Origin of the sequence: Rhodococcus ruber (assembly GCF_016804345.1) — a bacterium.
GTDB lineage: Bacteria > Actinomycetota > Actinomycetes > Mycobacteriales > Mycobacteriaceae > Rhodococcus > Rhodococcus ruber.
This window is the reverse complement of the sequence record NZ_CP044212.1, coordinates 48,624-63,732: the sequence shown is the minus strand read 5'-3', so window position 1 is coordinate 63,732 and position 15,109 is coordinate 48,624. Positions and strand designations below refer to the sequence as shown.

Below are 15,109 nucleotides of genomic sequence, written 5' to 3'. Positions count from 1 at the left end.
TAGCCGGTCTGTATCGATGATTTCTGGGGGCGTCGTGGCAGAGGGGACGAGTCGGTGACGCGCTCACCTCTCGGACCCGGGATTGTTGTGCGTGAGGCTGCACGAGGTGCAGATGGCTGCCGCCCGTCCGGGTCGACGAACACGAGGTTCGAGGGCGGCGCCTCGAGCGGGCCCCCGTCCTGTCCCGACCGTAGCCCTGGCCCCACACCGGCAACCACGTCGCGATGTTCGTTCCGGCGCTGCGCCGCCGCGACGCCCGCGAGGCCCTCGGGCAGGTGGTGCGGATCATCGTCGCCGCCCCGGCTCCGCGGCGGGCCGCTATCCCGAGGGCAACACCCGGCCGCGCCGGCGCCGGGCCGACCGCCCCGATGCCGATTCCCGAGGACCTCGCCGCCGCGGCGCGCCCGCGGCCCCGGCTCGGCCCCGGTCAGGTCTTGGCCACGGTGAGCAACATCGCGCAGTCCTCCAGCGCGTCGAGCCGGTGCCGGGTCCGGGGAAGGACGAGAAGGTCACCGGTCATCGCGTCCCACGAGGCGTCGCCGCTGCTCACGCGGAGCCGACCCCGCAGGACGTAGACGGTCGCCTCGCCCGGGCTGCCGTGCTCGCCCATCGACTGCCCACCCATCAGCGCAATGACCGTCTGCCGCAACGTCTGCTCGTGGCCGCCGTAGACGGTCTCAGCGCTCCGACCGCTGGCGGCGGTGGCGGCATGGGCCATGAGATGGCGTGCCACCGCGATCAGCGACTGCTTCCTCATCGCACTCCTCTCCGTGCCGCCGACCGGGCGCCGCCGCACCCCGCCCCTCACGGTAGAACCCTCGGGTGGCCGGCACACCGCACTCGGCGCCACATCCGGCAGCACCGGACCGCGCATTCTCACTGCCCGTATGCCCCCGGGCGTATCGTGAGGGCAGGCCGGGCACACGGTGGCCGGTCGATATGGCCCTCCCGGAAAGGAATCTGCGGTGATGCCCTACGGAAACTGCGGCTGGGGAATGAACGGCGGCTGGGGGATGTGGCTGTTCGCCGCGCTGCTGCTGCTCGGCCTGGCGGTCCTGGTGGTGCTGGCGATCCGGTTGCTTCTCCGACTGTCCGGTTCCGGCGGCCACTTCGCCGCCCCCAGCAGCACCTAGGGCCGGGCCCGGCAGATCCTCGAAGAGCGGTACGCCCCGGGCGTATCGTGAGGGCAGGCCGGGCACACGGTGGCCGGTCGATATGGCCTCTCCGGAAAGGAATCTGCGGTGATGCCCTACGGAAACTGCGGCTGGGGAATGAACGGCGGCTGGGGGATGTGGCTGTTCGCCGCGCTGCTGCTGCTCGGCCTGGCGGTCCTGGTGGTGCTGGCGATCCGGTTGCTCTCCCGACTGTCCGGTTCCGGCGGCCACTTCGCCGCCCCCAGCAGCACCTACCCCCCTCCGCCGGGTGAGGGCCGGGCCCGGCAGATCCTCGAAGAGCGGTACGCCAGAGGCGAGATCGACTCCGAGGAATACCGTGAGCGACGGCGCGTGCTCGACGGCCACGACTAGCTCGAAGGCGCGCTCATGGAACCGATCAGCAGACGGCGGGCCCTGCAGTTGGGCGCGTTGGGTGTCACCGCCACCGCCGCCGGCGGGCTCGGACTGGCGTGGCAGTCCACCCGAACGCCCCGACCGGAGACCGTCTCCGCCGCCGCATGGGTTGAGGCACCGGTGCTGGCCGGCAACGGCGGCGCGCTGTCCCTCGACCTGGAGGCGGCACCGGGACGTTTCCCACTCGCCGGAACCCAGGTTGCCGGATTCGGGTTCAACCACGGCGTGCCCGGCCCGACCCTGCGGGTGAGTCCCGGGGATCGGCTGCAGGTCCGGCTGCGCAACCGGCTGCCGCAACCGACCAATCTGCACCTGCACGGTGTGCTCGTCTCCCCCTCCGGCAACTCCGACAACCCGTTCCTGCGGGTCGAGCCGGGCACCGACTTCGACTACGACTACCGGTTGCCGGACCACCATCCCCCCGGGGTGTACTGGTATCACCCGCACCACCATCACCTGGTCGCCGATCAGATCTTCGCGGGCCTGTACGGGGCACTGATCGTGGAGGACCCCGACCCGATCCCGACCACCGTCGAGCGGGTCCTGGTGCTCTCCGATCTGAGCATCGACGGCGCCGGGACCATCCCGGCGCCGACCATGATGGACCGCATGCTGGGGCGAGAAGGGGCCCTGATCCTGGCCAACGGACAAGTGCGGCCCACCGTGACCACCCGCCCCGGCGCCCGGGAACGGTGGCGCATCGTCAACGCCTGTGTCAGCCGGCATCTGCGACTCCGACTCGACGGGCAATCCCTGCGGCTGATCGGCCTGGACTCGGGTCGTTTCCGCGAACCCCGGCCCGTGCAGCAGATCGACCTCGCCGCCGGCAACCGTGCCGACGTGCTGATCGACACCAATGAGCTTCACGATCGACGGCCGCACGTACGACCCCGACCGCACCGACCACACCGTGCGACTCGGCACGATCGAGGAGTGGACCCTGGTCAACGACTCGCCCATGGATCACTCCATGCACCTGCACGTGTGGCCGATGCAGCTCACCTCCGGCGCCACGATCGCAGAGCCCCACCAGCAGGACGTGATCGACATCCCGGCTCGCAGTCGCCTCACCGTGCGCGTCGCATTCGACGACTTTCCCGGCCGCACCGTCTACCACTGCCACATCCTCGACCACGAGGACAACGGCATGATGGGCGTCATCGAAGCCCGCTGACCCCGCGAGTCCCCCTCGGTCACCGCCTAGCATTCGACCTCGAGGATTCCAATCCACGCGACGGCGATCTTCCCGAGGTGCGACCAGCACCTCGGCGCTGCCGTCGCCGCCAGGCCGGATCGCGCTGCTGGCCGCCGTGGCGATCCGCACCCGGCAGGAACGCACCAGCGGGCCCGGTGACCCGCGGCGCGGGAACGCCTCAGACATCCCGCTCACCCCTGTCCCACCCCTGGGTTTTGCATTATTGAAGTATTGATTTCGGTGTGCCAAACTTTTTGATGTGCTTCGTCTTACTCGCATGGTTTCGTGTGCCCGGACAATGTCGCCGACGGCAATCGCGTGAACGCCCCGACCCGCCGTCAGGTGCTCTTCGGGGGAGCATTGGCGGGGTCCGCGGGCCTGGTGCTCGGTGCCGGGGGGATCGCCCGATCCGCGGACCGGGTAGCCCAGGAAGGCGGCCCCGCGGCCGGACACGGCGGGCACAGCTCGAACCCGGCCGCACACGGCGGCGGAGTCAACGGGCCCACCTTCCGGCTCGGTCGGCAGGTGGACCACTCCGCCAACGGGTTCCACCCCAACGCCATCCTGCGCGACTTCGATTACGGCACCGTCTCGGTCCTGCCGGACGGTCGCACCCTGCGGGAATGGGAGATCTTCTCGAGCGACGAGGACATCGAGATCGCGCCGGGAATCACGTTCCCGGCGTGGACGTTCAACTCGCGCATCCCCGGGCCGTCGCTGCGCTGCCGCGAAGGGGACCTGCTGCGGGTACGGTTCACCAACGGATCCGAGCATCCGCACACCATGCATTTCCACGGGATCCACCCCGCCGACATGGACGGGGTGCCCGGGGTGGGGCGCGGTGTGATCGAACCGGGCGAGTCGTTCACCTACGAATTCGACGCGATCCCGTTCGGGGTGCACCTGTATCACTGCCATGTGAGCCCGCTCGCCGAGCACATCGCCCGCGGCATGTACGGCACCTTCATCGTCGACCCACCCCAGGACCGGCCGCCGGCGGACGAGATGGTGATGGTGATGCACGGGTACAACACCACCTTCGACGGCGAAGGCAACCAGCTCTACGCCGTCAACGGCATCCCGTTCCACTACATGCACGAACCGGTCCAGGTCCGGCGCAACGAGCTGGTCCGGATCTATCTGGTCAACGTCCTCGAATACGACCCGGTCAACAGCTTTCATCTGCACGGCAACTTCTTCGACTACTACCCCACCGGCACCCGGCTCGAACCGTCCGAATTCACCGACACCGTGGTCCAGGCCCAGGGCCAGCGCGGCATCTGCGAACTCCGATTCCCGTACCCGGGCAGATACATGTTCCACGCACACAAGACCGAGTTCGCCGACCTCGGCTGGATGGGATTCTTCGAGGTGTCCGAATGACCCCGAACCCCCACCCCGCACCGGCCGCCACCGGCGACCGCATCGAGAGCCCCGACTCGGGGGACACCGGCACCGCCCCGGAACCGGCCGCACCCGCCGGCGGGCGGGGCCGCTGGATTCCCGGCGCCGGTGTCGTCGCGATCATCCTGGCCGCCCTGACCCTGCTCGCGCTCGTCGCCGGGCAGACCCTGCCCGAACGCAGCGGCCCACCCCTCGAGAACATCGCCGTCGAACGCACCGTCCTCGAGCCGGGACGCATCATCCTGACACTGCGCAACGTCGGACCCGACCCGGTGACCGTCGCGCAGGTGGTCGTCAACGACGTCTTCGTCGCCGCCACCGGGGCCGACGACGCCCTCGGCCGCTTCGACTCCGAGCGGATCGTCCTCGACTACCCGTGGATCGCCGGGCAGCCCTACCTGGTGTCGCTGTTGACCTCCACCGGCCTGGCGATCGAGCACGAAATCCCCGCGGCGGCACCGACGCCGACACCCGGGCCACGGTTCTTCGGCCTCATGGCGCTGCTGGGCACCTATGTCGGCATCATCCCGGTGCTGCTCGGCATGCTGCTGCTGCCCGTGCTGCGCCGCGCCCGCCCCGCGCTCGTCCAGTTCGCCCTCGCCGTGACCGTCGGCCTGCTCGCGTTCCTCGCCTTCGACGCCACCGCCGAGGGCATCGAACTGTCCACCGCCACCGGCGGCGCGTTCGGCGGTCCCGCACTGGTCGGGGTGGGGGCGACGCTGTCGTTCCTGACCCTCACCGGGGTGGACCGCTACCTGCGCGCCCGACGCAAGCGCGCCGGCACCGCCGATGCCTCCGCGCTCCGCCTGGCCGCGATGATCGCGCTCGGCATCGGCCTGCACAACCTGGGGGAGGGCCTGGCGATCGGATCCGCCTACGCGGTCGGCGAGCTCGCCCTGGGCGCCTTCCTGGTCATCGGCTTCACCCTGCACAACACCACCGAGGGACTGGCGATCGTCGCACCATTGACCCGCGAGCGCACCTCGGTGCCGGCCCTGCTCGGGCTCGGGCTTCTCGCCGGTGCCCCCGCGGTACTCGGGGCGGTGCTCGGCGCCACCGTCGTCAACACCGACGTCTCCGCGCTGCTCCTCGGGGTCGGGGCCGGGGCGATCATCCAGGTCATCGTGCAGATCGCACCGACACTGCGGGCCGGGCGCCCCGCCGCAGCGCCGGTCGTGCTCGCCGGCATCGGAGCAGGTCTGACCCTGATGTACCTGACCGGTCTGGCCGTCCCCGCCTGACCGCGTCCCGAGGACCCGCTCCGCCCGCACACCTGGAGGAACGTTGGTGTCCACGCCCCTGCCCCGGCGCACCGTTCTCGCCGCGGCCTGCACCGCCGGCTGTCTCACCGCCGCCGGATGCTCGTCGACGCAACCGCGCCAGGACGAGAGTGCACCCGCCGAGATCACAGCATCCGAGGTGCCCGTCGGCGGCGGAATCGTCCTTGCCGATACCCAACTCGTCATCACCCAACCCGAAGCCGGTGTGTTCCGGGCCTTCTCCGCGGTGTGCACCCACCAGGGCTGCACGGTCTCGGAGGTAACCGACGGGTTCATCGGCTGCCGGTGTCACGGCAGCCGCTTCTCGATCGTGGACGGTTCGGTCATCCGCAGCCCCGCCCCCGAGCCGCTACCCGCTCGCACCGTCACCCGCACCGGAGGTGTTCTCACCGTCAACCGATCCGAACAAATCACTGACCGCGATCGGCGGGTTTTCGTCCGCTCGGGAGAATGAAGCCGCGTGAACCACCTCGGTCGCGGACGCGCCGGTAGTGTGCCCCCCACTCAGACTCGACGCAGGCCTCCTTGGTGGCGCACATGTCACCGGTCGACTGCGCCGCTGTCGACGGTGCCGTGCCCGTCCCAGCCTTGCCGGTTCCATTGCCGGTCGTGCCAGCGCGGTCGGCGATCAGATCGACCAGACCTCACGGATCGCCGCGACCAGGGCTGCGGTGTCGTTGTCGGCCACCGGGCCGCCGGCGAAGCCCCACCGTGTGTGGGTGCGGTCCCCGAGGGTGTTCCCCGCGGCGAGCCGGCCCTGCGGCCCGGCGCAGGGTGCGGGAGTTGTTCTTCGGCGGCGGCGATGCTGCGCTCGAGGGCGCGGACGCTTGCGGCGCGGGCGACGTGGCCGGCCTTGGCCTGCGCCCCACGACAGCGAACCTTCGCCGGGTTGTGCGATGCACCGTTGCCGGTATGCCCGAGGCCGGCCCCCCGATCCTTGCGGTCGGTCACCATTGCAGTTCGCGGCAGCGACCTTCACTCTCAGGGGGCTCGACCTGCACGGTGGCGTGTTCGAGGTGGAACCGTTCGGCCAGCAGGGTTTGCGCTGCTGCGAGCACGGTGGTGGGATCAGCGTCGGGTTCGGTGGTCAGGTGGGCGGACGCGACCTCCATGCCGGAGGTCAGCGTCCAGATGTGCAGGTCATGGGTTTCTCGCACCCCGGGCACAGCGTCGAGTGCGGCGTTGACCTCGGTGACGTCGATGCGGGCCGGTGCCTGCTGGAGCAGGATGCCGAGTGCGTGGCGGCCGAGATTGTAGGCCCGCGGCAGGACGAACACGCCGATGGCGACACCGATGAGCGGGTCCGCGTAGCGCCACCCGAAGACCAGGGTCACCAGGCCGCTGACCAGCACGCCGACCGAGCCGAGCATGTCGGCGAGGACTTCGAGGTAAGCGCCGCGGACGTTGATGCTCTCTTGCGCACCCTTGCGCAGCAGCAGGAAGGCGATGACGTTCATGACCAGGCCGACCACGGCGACGAGGGTGACGGGTAGGCCGGGAACCTCCGGGGGGTCGGACAGACGCTGGACGGCTTCGTAGAGCACCCAGCCGGCGACGCCGAACAGCAGTGCGGCGTTCACCAGTGCGGCAAAGACTTCGGTGCGGTACAGGCCGAAGGTGCGGTCCGGCCGGGTGCGGGCACGTTGGGCGACGGTGATGGCGGTGACCGCCATCAAGATGCCGAACACGTCGGTGAACACGTGTGCGGAGTCGGAGATCAGGGCCAGCGAGGAGGTGGACAGGCCGACGACGAGCTGGGTCACGAAGGTGGTCAGGCCGAGGGCGACGGCGATCCAGAGCCGGCGGACGTACCGGCCGGAGGCGCTGGCGGCCTGGGCGGGGGAGACGCCGTGTCCGTGTCCGTGTCCGTGGCTCATCGGTCTTCCTTTCGTCGACGCACAAGCGATCATATTGTCATATATGCATATGTGCAATCGTGGGGTGGCGGAGGCGGACCGCGCCGGACAACTATTCTTCTTAGTATTTCGGCGGCGAGGTGCAGGTCTGCGGGTTCGGCCGGCGGGAACGGGCGAACGACAAACGAGGGTGAGGTTGTGCCGTGGCGAGCGCCGGGGACGGTAGAGCGGTGGTCGGGGCGATGCTCGGCTGGACGGCGGGCGCGGCTGTCGTGGCCACGATGCTGGCGGCGGTGTCGAGCACCGAGGTGTTGCGGTTGCTGGGGCTGCCGGATCCGGGGGCGCTGACGAGGTACGGCCTACCGGCGGCCACCGCGGTGGGAGAGGTGTCCGCAGCGGTCATGGTGGGGTCGTTGCTGCTCGCGGCGGTGCTGGTGCCGCCGCAGCGCTCGGGGGTGCTCGATGTCGACGGGTACCGGGCGGTGCGCACGGCCGGGGCGGCGGCGGCGGTGTGGGCCGGGTGTGCCCTGGCGCTGGTGCCGCTGTCGTTGTCGGACACCTCCGGCCAGCCCGTGGGGGTGGTCTTCGCCGATCCGCTGCCGTTTCTGCGGGCGGTCGGGGAGATCGAGGTGGCCACCGCGTGGTTGTGGACGGCGGGGCTGGCAGCGGTGGTGGGTCTGGGATGCCGGCTCGTTCTGCGACACCGGTGGACGCCGCTGCTGCTGGTGTTGGCGGTGGCAAGCCTGATGCCGCGGGCGGTGACGGGGCATTCGTCGGCAGGGGGCTCGCATGATCTGGCCACCAATAGTCTGGTGCTGCACCTGGTGGCGGTCGGCCTGTGGGCCGGCGGGTTGGCGGCACTGGTGCTGCACACCGTCCGCGGCGGGGGGCATCTGGATCTGGCCACGCGCCGGTTCTCCGCGCTCGCGGCGGCGGCGTTCGTGGTGATGGCCGCGTCCGGGGTGGTCAATGCCGCGGTGCGGGTGCCGCTGGGACAGGTCTTCGACGGCGCCTACGGGTTCGTGGTGCTGGCCAAGGGGATGGCGCTGGTGGTGGTGGGCTGGCTGGGGTGGCGCCAACGCACCGTCGCGGTGACCGCGCTGGCCGCCGACCCGGCGGACCGGCGGGCGTTCACCCGGTTGGCGGTGGTGGAGTCGGCGGTGCTCGCGGTGACCGTCGGGCTCGGGGTGGCGTTGGGACGCACCCCGCCGCCGGTGGGGGAGCAGCGGGACCCGAGCCTGGTCGAGGAGGTGCTGGGCTACGGCTTGGACGGGGCACCGACACCGGTGCGCATGCTGACCGAGTGGCGCTTCGATCTGTTGCTGGGCACCGCTGCGGTGGTGCTCGCGGCGCTCTACCTGCTCGGGGTGCGCCGGGTCCGGGCGGCCGGGGGGCGGTGGCCGCTCCGGCGCACCGTCGGGTGGCTGCTCGGATGTCTGGTGCTGCTGCTCGCCACGTCCTCGGGGGTGGGGCGCTACGCCCCGGCGGTGTTCAGCGTGCATCTTGCGGCCACCGCCGCGATCGCTGTCGTGGCCCCGTTGTGTCTGGTGCTCGGCGCCCCGCTCACCCTGGCGGCCCGCACGGTCCGCCCTCGGCCGGACGGGGCCGCCCCCGGGGCGCGCGACTGGCTGCGCGCGATGTATGCGAGCACGCCCGTCCGGGCGCTGACCCACCCCGCGGTGGCCGTGGCGGCGTTCGTGGGCACCTTCTATCTGCTCTACCTCGCCGGACTGTACGACGCGCTCGCCGGATCGCACGTCGCCCACGTACTGACCAACGTGTGGCTGCTGGCGGTGGGATCGCTGTTCTTCTGGGTGACCGTGGGCCTGGACCCGCTGCCGCGCCCCCCGGCGCCCACGGCCCGGGTGGGCGCGGCGGCGGTGGCGCTGGCGGCGTACGCCTTCTTCCTGGTGTCGGTGATCAACGCCCAGACCGTCGTCGCCGCCGAGTACTACACCTCGTTGCGGCGGGGGTTCTTCGACGACCTGGCCGCCGACCAGCGCCTCGGCGGCAACCTGGCATGGGCGGTGGGGGAGCTGCCGCTGCTGCTGGCGGCGGTGCTGGCGACGGTGCGCTGGGCCTCGGCCGACGAACGCCGCGCCCGGCGCCGCGACGAGCAGATCGACCGCGACGGTGACGAGGACCTGGCCGCCTACAACGCGATGCTGCGCGGACTGGACGGAGTTCGGGGCGAGGCGGACGGACCCGACCGGCGCCGCTGACCGCACGGCGCCCCGACCACGCCGCCGCGGGGCTCCACTGCCTCGTTGTTGAAACTATGCGGAATAGTAGTAATGTGTCGGTGTCCGTCACCGTTTCGTTATCAGCGAGCGGGTTCCTTCACAAGGATGCGATCTTGGCCCGACACCGCAGACCCGAGCCCGACCTCGCCTTCCCGGCCGTACCGCGTGCCGTGGATCAGGCCTCCTCGGGGCCGCTTCCCGTCGACGCGCCGGGCCGGGGCCCGGATGCGGACCACGAGGCCGCGGCGGTGCCGGCGCCGCTGACCGACCGTCCCGCACACACGGCGCAGGTCGGCCAGACGCCACCGCGGGGGCCGCTCGCAGCGACCCGGCGACCGGTGCGGGGGGCCCACCGCCGGCCCGGGGGCGGGGCCGGCGGACGAGTGCTGGCGGTGTCGGTGGCGGCCGGAGCGTTGTTGACCGCGGCGACCTCGAGCGCTCACGCCGCCACCGACGAGCACACCCTCGACCGGCGACAGGCCGATCCCGACGAGTCGACGGCGGCCGCGCCGTCGCAGGCCCCGCAGGTGTTGCAGGTTTCGCAGGTGCCGACGCTGGCGGATTTCGCCGACCAGCTCGAACGGGCCCGGGTGCGGGAGGAGCGCCGGGCGGCGCGCGAGGCCGAGGCACGGCGCCCGAAGACGCTGATGCCCGTCAGCGGCACGTTGACGTCGAACTTCGGGCCGCGGTGGGGCACGACCCACTACGGTCTCGACATCGCCAACACGATCGGCACCCCCATCGTCTCGGTCACCGACGGCACGGTACTCGAGGCCGGTCCGGCCTCGGGGTTCGGCTTGTGGGTGCGTATCCTGCAGGACGACGGCACCATCGGGGTGTTCGGCCATATCGACCAGGCGCTGGTGTCGGCGGGTCAGCGGGTGCGCGCCGGGGAGCAGATCGCCACCGTCGGCAATCGGGGCCAGTCGACCGGGCCGCATCTGCACTACGAGGTGTGGGCGTCGGACGGTCGCAAGGCCGATCCCATGGCATGGTTGAACGCACGCGGAGTTCCGGTCGTCCCGGATGCGCGTGCGTAGGTTCATCGATGATCGGCGAGTGTCCGCGAGGGGAGTCATGTACGGATTGGGGGTCTCGAGGCCGAGGTGATGACCGAACTGTGGTCGACCGACGAGCCGCAGTCGGTGCACGATCTGGTCGAGCGGTTGCGTGCTCGCAAGGAATTCGCCTACACCACCATCTTGACCGTGGTCACCCACCTGTACGAGAAGGGCTGGGTGCAGCGGGAGAAGCGCAGCCGCGCCTACTTCTATTCGCCCTCGCGCAGCCGGGAGGAAGCCACCTCCCAGGCCCTGCGGGCGCTGCTGGACAGCAGTGCCGATCCCAGTGCCGTGCTGCTGCACTTCGCCAAGACGGTGACCGACCGCGAGTACGACGCCCTGCGCCGGGGCTGGACCAGCCGGGCCCCCGAGCAATGACCTTGGCTCTGGTCCTGCTCCTCGGCGCCGCCCTGATCGCGGTGGCCGCGCCGCCGATGCTGCGCCGCGTGGCTGCGACCTCGCTGCCGCCGGGGATGGTGCTGGCGGCGTGGCTGGGCAGCCTGGCCGGGGCGCTGTTCTTCGGGGTCTCGGCGGTGATCATCTTGATCTGGCCCGATCATGCCCCGGCCGAGTCCGCGGTCGAGGCCCTGGTGCGGTGCCTGTCCGCGGTCTCGCACGCCATCCAACCGTGGATCACCGAAGTCCTCGCCGGGGCCGGGGCGTTGGCGTTGAGCGCCCTGGTGGCCCGGGCGGTGATCCTGGGCCGGCGACACGCCCGGGCGCAGGCCCGCCTGCTCGACTACCACCGCGAGGTGATCTCCATCGTCGCCCACTCCCGGGGGGACGATGTGATGTGGCTCGCGCACCCGATGCCGATGGCCTACAGTGTCGCCGGCCGGCCCGGCTTCGTGGTCGCCACCGACGGGCTGTCGCAGTGCCTGAGCAGCGGTGAGCGCGATGCCGTGCTCGCCCACGAGCGGGCCCACCTGCGCGGCAGCCATCACCGCCTCGTCAGCGCCTGCGACATTCTCGCGGCGGTGTTCCCGGCCGTGCCGCTGTTCGCCGCGGCCCCCTCGGCGGTCAAGACCCTGGTCGAGCTCACCGCCGACCAGCATGCCGCCCGCGCCACCAGCGCCGCCACGGTGTGCGCGGCGCTGGTGGCCGTCTCGGCCTCCCCGCTGCCGCAACCGGCCGGGACGTTGGGGCTGAGCAACGAGACGTCGCTGCGGCTGGTCAAGCTGCGCACCAGCTGGCGGATGCGGTGTCCGCGACTGTCGTACGCGGCGGCGGCGGCGTTGTCGATGGCCGTGCCCGCGGCGGCCGCGCTGGCCGGCCTCGCCACCGCCTCGGCCGGGTTGTGCCTGGTCCTGGCCGTGCTCTGAGGGGCGGCGGGCCCCGCACCGCCCCCAAATACTATTCTTCATAGTATTTGGGTAGGCTGTCGAGTGCCTCATCGTTGTGCGCTCGCGCAGAAACCCGGATCGGACAGCACATGACCGCTCTCGCTCCCCCACCCGTCCCCGTCGCCACCCGCCCGATGCCACCGCGGCGGGGCCGCAAGGGTGCCTTCGTCTACAAGATGGTCACCACCACCGACCCGAAGGTCCTGGGGCTGCTGTACCTGGTGACCTCGTTCGCGTTCTTCGCGATCGGTGGGGTGATGGCGCTGATCATGCGCAGCGAGCTCGCGGTGCCGGGAATGCAGTTCCTGTCCAACGAGCAGTACAACCAGCTGTTCACCATGCACGGCACGATCATGCTGCTGATGTACGCCACCCCGGTGGTCTTCGGCTTCGCCAACTACATCCTGCCGCTGCAGATCGGCGCCCCGGACGTGGCCTTCCCCCGGCTCAACGCCTTCAGCTACTGGCTGTACCTGTTCGGCTCGCTCATCGCCGTCAGCGGCTTCCTCACCCCCGGCGGCGCCGCGGACTTCGGCTGGACCGCCTACGCGCCGCTGAACTCGGAGCTGCACTCGCCCGGCATGGGCGCGAACCTGTGGATCGTGGGCCTGGCCGTCTCCGGCCTGGGCACCATCTTGGGCGCGGTCAACTTCGTGACCACCATCGTGTGCCTGCGCGCCCCCGGCATGACCATGTTCCGGATGTCGATCTTCACCTGGAACATCCTGATCACCTCGATCCTGGTCCTGCTGGCCTTCCCGCTGCTGACCGCGGCGCTACTGGGGCTGCTCTACGACCGGTTGCTCGGCGGCTACATCTTCGATCCCGGCAGCGGCGGGGCCATGCTCTGGCAGCACATGTTCTGGTTCTTCGGCCATCCCGAGGTGTACATCATCGCGCTGCCGTTCTTCGGCATCATCTCCGAGATCCTGCCGGTGTTCGCCCGCAAGCCGATCTTCGGCTACACCGGACTGGTCTACGCCACGCTCGGGATCGCGGCGCTGTCGATCGCGGTGTGGGCGCACCACATGTACGCCACCGGCGCGGTGCTGCTGCCGTTCTTCTCGTTCATGACGTTCCTGATCGCGGTGCCCACCGGCGTGAAGATCTTCAACTGGATCGGCACCCTGTGGAAGGGGCAGCTGACGTTCGAATCGCCGATGCTGTTCTCCATCGGCTTTCTGGTCACCTTCCTGTTCGGCGGGCTGTCCGGTGTCATCCTGGCGTCCCCGCCGCTGGACTTCCAGCTCACCGACTCGTACTTCGTGGTCGCGCACTTCCACTATGTGGTCTTCGGCACCGTGGTGTTCGCCACCTACGCGGGCATCTACTTCTGGTTCCCGAAGATGACCGGGCGCATGCTCGACGAACGTCTCGGCAAGTGGCACTTCTGGCTGACGTTCGTCGGCTTCCACGCCACGTTCCTGGTGCAGCACTGGCTCGGTAACGAGGGCATGCCGCGGCGCTACGCCGACTACCTGCCCGACGACGGATTCACCACGCTCAACATCGTCTCCACGCTCGGGTCGTTCGTGCTCGGCGCCTCGGTGTTGCCGTTCGTGTGGAATATCTTCAAGAGCTACCGGTACGGGCAGGTCGTCACCGTGGACGATCCGTGGGGCTACGGCAACTCCCTCGAGTGGGCGACGACCTGCCCGCCGCCGCGGCACAACTTCACCGAGCTACCGAAGATCCGGTCCGAGCGCCCGGCGTTCGAGCTGCACTACCCGCACATGGTGGCGCGGCTGCGCGCCGAGGCCCATGTCGGGCCGGGCCAGCACCGGGTCGAGGAACTGCCTGCGTCGCCGCAGCACGCGTCCGGGCCCGATCCCCGCACCGATCCGTCCACTCGGTGATCGTCACCACGGTCGAAGGAAGACGAGGATGCACCCCCACACCCCGGCGGTCGCCGTGCCGGCCACACCCCGCGCCACCGCGCTGCTGACCGACTGGCTGATCCGGGATCTGACCCCGCTCGTGCTCACCCATGCCGGGCTGCCGGATCCGCAGCGGCTGTCTCGGCTGGCGCCGGTCACCGGCGCGCACATCGCCCGTCCGGGCAAACTCCGCCGCCACGTACGCGCGCTCGAGCAGGTCCTCGTGCAGATCGAGGTGCATCTGCGGGCGGGTCTGCACCGCCGGCCACCGACGCCCCTGACGACCAGCTCGGCGCCGGCCGTACCGGGTGAGGTGCTCGAGGTGACCGGGCTGCTCGCCGGGGCTGTTGCCGAGCTCGGCAGCCCGGCCGCGGCTCTGGCCAACCGCACGGTGCTCACCGCGGCCGGGGTGATCGCGGCCGGAGCGGGCACGGCCGAGGCATTCGACAGCTGGTCGACCACGGCGTGGTCGTACTGCACCGTCGTCTCGCAGGTGTGGCAGGACGAACCGCAGGCCCGGCTGCTCGTCGACCCCCGATGACGCCCCCTGCCCGGGGCTGTCGGGCCCCGAACCGGATGAAGGAGGCGCGATGACCGAGTCACCGCACGAGCCCACCGCCGAGCCCGACCCGGCCGAGCGGCGGCAGGAGCTGGCGGCCGCCGAACGGCAGGCGGCCGCCGAGATCGATCCGGGGATGCGGGCGGTGGTGGTCGCCGCAGCCGTGGTGGTGCTGACCGTCTCGTTCGCCCTGCCGCACAGCGGCGGCGCCAACGGCTGGCAGATGCTGGCCGGCTCCGAGCAGGCGGTGGCCGAGACGATCACCCTGCCCTCGCGGATCTTCCTGACCCTGGCCGCGGTGTTCGGAATCGGGGTGTCGATGCTGGCGCTGGTGACCCGACGGTGGGTGCTGGCGTTGGCGGCGTCCGCGGGATGCACCCTGGCGGTGGTGTTCGCGGTGCTGGCGGTGTGGTCACGGCAGACCCTCGATCCGGCCGCCGGGGGCGCCGGGCCGGGCGCCGGACTGTTCCTGGGCTGGGCGGCGGTCCTGATGCTCGCCTTCCACTGGCTCAAGGTGGTCTGGGCCCGCACGTCGACGATGCTCGAGGCCGAGGCCGCCCGCCGCGACGCCGAGACACATTTGCCCGAGCAGTTCCACTACCGGCTCGACCCGCCTCGCCGCGACGCGCAGGAACCAGATCCGCCCGCAGACCGCTAGGCGGCACTCGGCCGGCTCGTGCGCGCGGACGAGGGGCGCGGACACGAGCCGGCCCCAGCGGCCCC

At 70.9% G+C, this 15,109-nt stretch carries 14 protein-coding genes and 2 pseudogenes; 14 read left to right on the top strand and 2 right to left on the bottom strand.

Annotated elements, in window-relative coordinates; translation table 11 throughout:
• Positions 1 to 206: 206 nt before the first annotated feature.
• Positions 207 to 383, top strand: a pseudogene (locus F1734_RS26620) (DUF3703 domain-containing protein); the annotation flags it as partial.
• 44 nt (positions 384 to 427) lie between these two features.
• On the opposite strand, the gene F1734_RS25490 reads toward F1734_RS26620, so the two are convergent.
• Positions 428 to 757: a cupin domain-containing protein gene (locus tag F1734_RS25490; protein ID WP_010596926.1), complete on the bottom strand. Its 330-nt coding sequence runs from the start codon at positions 755 to 757 to the stop codon at positions 428 to 430.
• 208 nt (positions 758 to 965) lie between these two features.
• On the opposite strand from F1734_RS25490, the gene F1734_RS25485 reads away from it, so the two are divergent.
• From F1734_RS25485 to F1734_RS25460, 6 genes and pseudogenes are all read left to right on the top strand, one after another.
• The gene (locus F1734_RS25485) at positions 966 to 1,133 is read left to right on the top strand and encodes a hypothetical protein (RefSeq protein ID WP_203012046.1); all 168 of its coding nucleotides are present in this window, start codon (positions 966 to 968) and stop codon (positions 1,131 to 1,133) included.
• A gap of 111 nt (positions 1,134 to 1,244) precedes the next feature.
• Complete coding sequence (locus tag F1734_RS25480) at positions 1,245 to 1,526, top strand: SHOCT domain-containing protein (protein WP_029547272.1); 282 nt, start codon at positions 1,245 to 1,247, stop codon at positions 1,524 to 1,526.
• 15 nt (positions 1,527 to 1,541) lie between these two features.
• A pseudogene (locus F1734_RS25475) lies at positions 1,542 to 2,742 on the top strand (multicopper oxidase family protein).
• A gap of 339 nt (positions 2,743 to 3,081) precedes the next feature.
• A complete protein-coding gene (locus tag F1734_RS25470) occupies positions 3,082 to 4,146 on the top strand; it encodes a multicopper oxidase domain-containing protein (protein WP_037202585.1) in 1,065 nt (354 codons plus the stop codon).
• Positions 4,143 to 5,408, top strand: a complete 1,266-nt coding sequence (locus tag F1734_RS25465) for a ZIP family metal transporter (protein WP_029547300.1) — start codon at positions 4,143 to 4,145, stop codon at positions 5,406 to 5,408. The genes F1734_RS25470 and F1734_RS25465 overlap by 4 nt, the downstream gene beginning before the upstream one ends.
• A gap of 46 nt (positions 5,409 to 5,454) precedes the next feature.
• Positions 5,455 to 5,901, top strand: a complete 447-nt coding sequence (locus tag F1734_RS25460) for a Rieske (2Fe-2S) protein (protein WP_003939293.1) — start codon at positions 5,455 to 5,457, stop codon at positions 5,899 to 5,901.
• 493 nt (positions 5,902 to 6,394) lie between these two features.
• Here F1734_RS25460 and F1734_RS25455 read toward each other — a convergent pair whose 3' ends face one another.
• Positions 6,395 to 7,324 (bottom strand): cation diffusion facilitator family transporter, encoded by a 930-nt coding sequence (locus F1734_RS25455; protein WP_029547273.1) that lies wholly within the window; start codon positions 7,322 to 7,324, stop codon positions 6,395 to 6,397.
• A 209-nt stretch (positions 7,325 to 7,533) separates the two neighbouring features.
• Here F1734_RS25455 and F1734_RS25450 point away from each other — a divergent pair, with 209 nt between their 5' ends.
• From F1734_RS25450 to F1734_RS25420, 7 genes are all read left to right on the top strand, one after another.
• Positions 7,534 to 9,525, top strand: coding sequence for a bifunctional copper resistance protein CopD/cytochrome c oxidase assembly protein (locus tag F1734_RS25450; protein ID WP_010596799.1), 1,992 nt, complete (start codon positions 7,534 to 7,536; stop codon positions 9,523 to 9,525).
• Positions 9,526 to 9,659: 134 nt separating this feature from the next.
• Positions 9,660 to 10,586 (top strand): M23 family metallopeptidase, encoded by a 927-nt coding sequence (locus F1734_RS25445; RefSeq protein ID WP_010596798.1) that lies wholly within the window; start codon positions 9,660 to 9,662, stop codon positions 10,584 to 10,586.
• Positions 10,587 to 10,631: 45 nt separating this feature from the next.
• Complete coding sequence (locus F1734_RS25440) at positions 10,632 to 10,985, top strand: BlaI/MecI/CopY family transcriptional regulator (RefSeq protein WP_203012033.1); 354 nt, start codon at positions 10,632 to 10,634, stop codon at positions 10,983 to 10,985.
• Positions 10,982 to 11,929, top strand: coding sequence for a M56 family metallopeptidase (locus tag F1734_RS25435; protein ID WP_010596796.1), 948 nt, complete (start codon positions 10,982 to 10,984; stop codon positions 11,927 to 11,929). Before F1734_RS25440 ends, F1734_RS25435 begins: the two co-directional genes overlap by 4 nt.
• A 110-nt stretch (positions 11,930 to 12,039) precedes the next feature.
• Positions 12,040 to 13,806, top strand: a complete 1,767-nt coding sequence (gene ctaD / locus F1734_RS25430) for an aa3-type cytochrome oxidase subunit I (protein ID WP_010596795.1) — start codon at positions 12,040 to 12,042, stop codon at positions 13,804 to 13,806.
• 28 nt (positions 13,807 to 13,834) lie between these two features.
• Positions 13,835 to 14,368 carry a hypothetical protein gene (locus tag F1734_RS25425; RefSeq protein WP_010596794.1) on the top strand — a complete coding sequence of 178 codons (534 nt, stop codon included), beginning with the start codon at positions 13,835 to 13,837 and terminating at the stop codon, positions 14,366 to 14,368.
• A 49-nt stretch (positions 14,369 to 14,417) separates the two neighbouring features.
• Positions 14,418 to 15,044, top strand: coding sequence for an Rv2732c family membrane protein (locus tag F1734_RS25420; protein ID WP_010596793.1), 627 nt, complete (start codon positions 14,418 to 14,420; stop codon positions 15,042 to 15,044).
• Positions 15,045 to 15,109: the final 65 nt, after the last annotated feature.

Coding starts and splice junctions, on each gene's coding strand:
- F1734_RS25480 (WP_029547272.1), top strand. CDS start 1,245: ATGCCCTACGGAAACTGCGGCTGGGGAATGAACGGCGGCTGGGGGATG.
- F1734_RS25435 (WP_010596796.1), top strand. CDS start 10,982: ATGACCTTGGCTCTGGTCCTGCTCCTCGGCGCCGCCCTGATCGCGGTG.
- ctaD (WP_010596795.1), top strand. CDS start 12,040: ATGACCGCTCTCGCTCCCCCACCCGTCCCCGTCGCCACCCGCCCGATG.
- F1734_RS25420 (WP_010596793.1), top strand. CDS start 14,418: ATGACCGAGTCACCGCACGAGCCCACCGCCGAGCCCGACCCGGCCGAG.
- F1734_RS25425 (WP_010596794.1), top strand. CDS start 13,835: ATGCACCCCCACACCCCGGCGGTCGCCGTGCCGGCCACACCCCGCGCC.
- F1734_RS25455 (WP_029547273.1), bottom strand. CDS start 7,324: ATGAGCCACGGACACGGACACGGACACGGCGTCTCCCCCGCCCAGGCC.
- F1734_RS25465 (WP_029547300.1), top strand. CDS start 4,143: ATGACCCCGAACCCCCACCCCGCACCGGCCGCCACCGGCGACCGCATC.
- F1734_RS25490 (WP_010596926.1), bottom strand. CDS start 757: ATGAGGAAGCAGTCGCTGATCGCGGTGGCACGCCATCTCATGGCCCAT.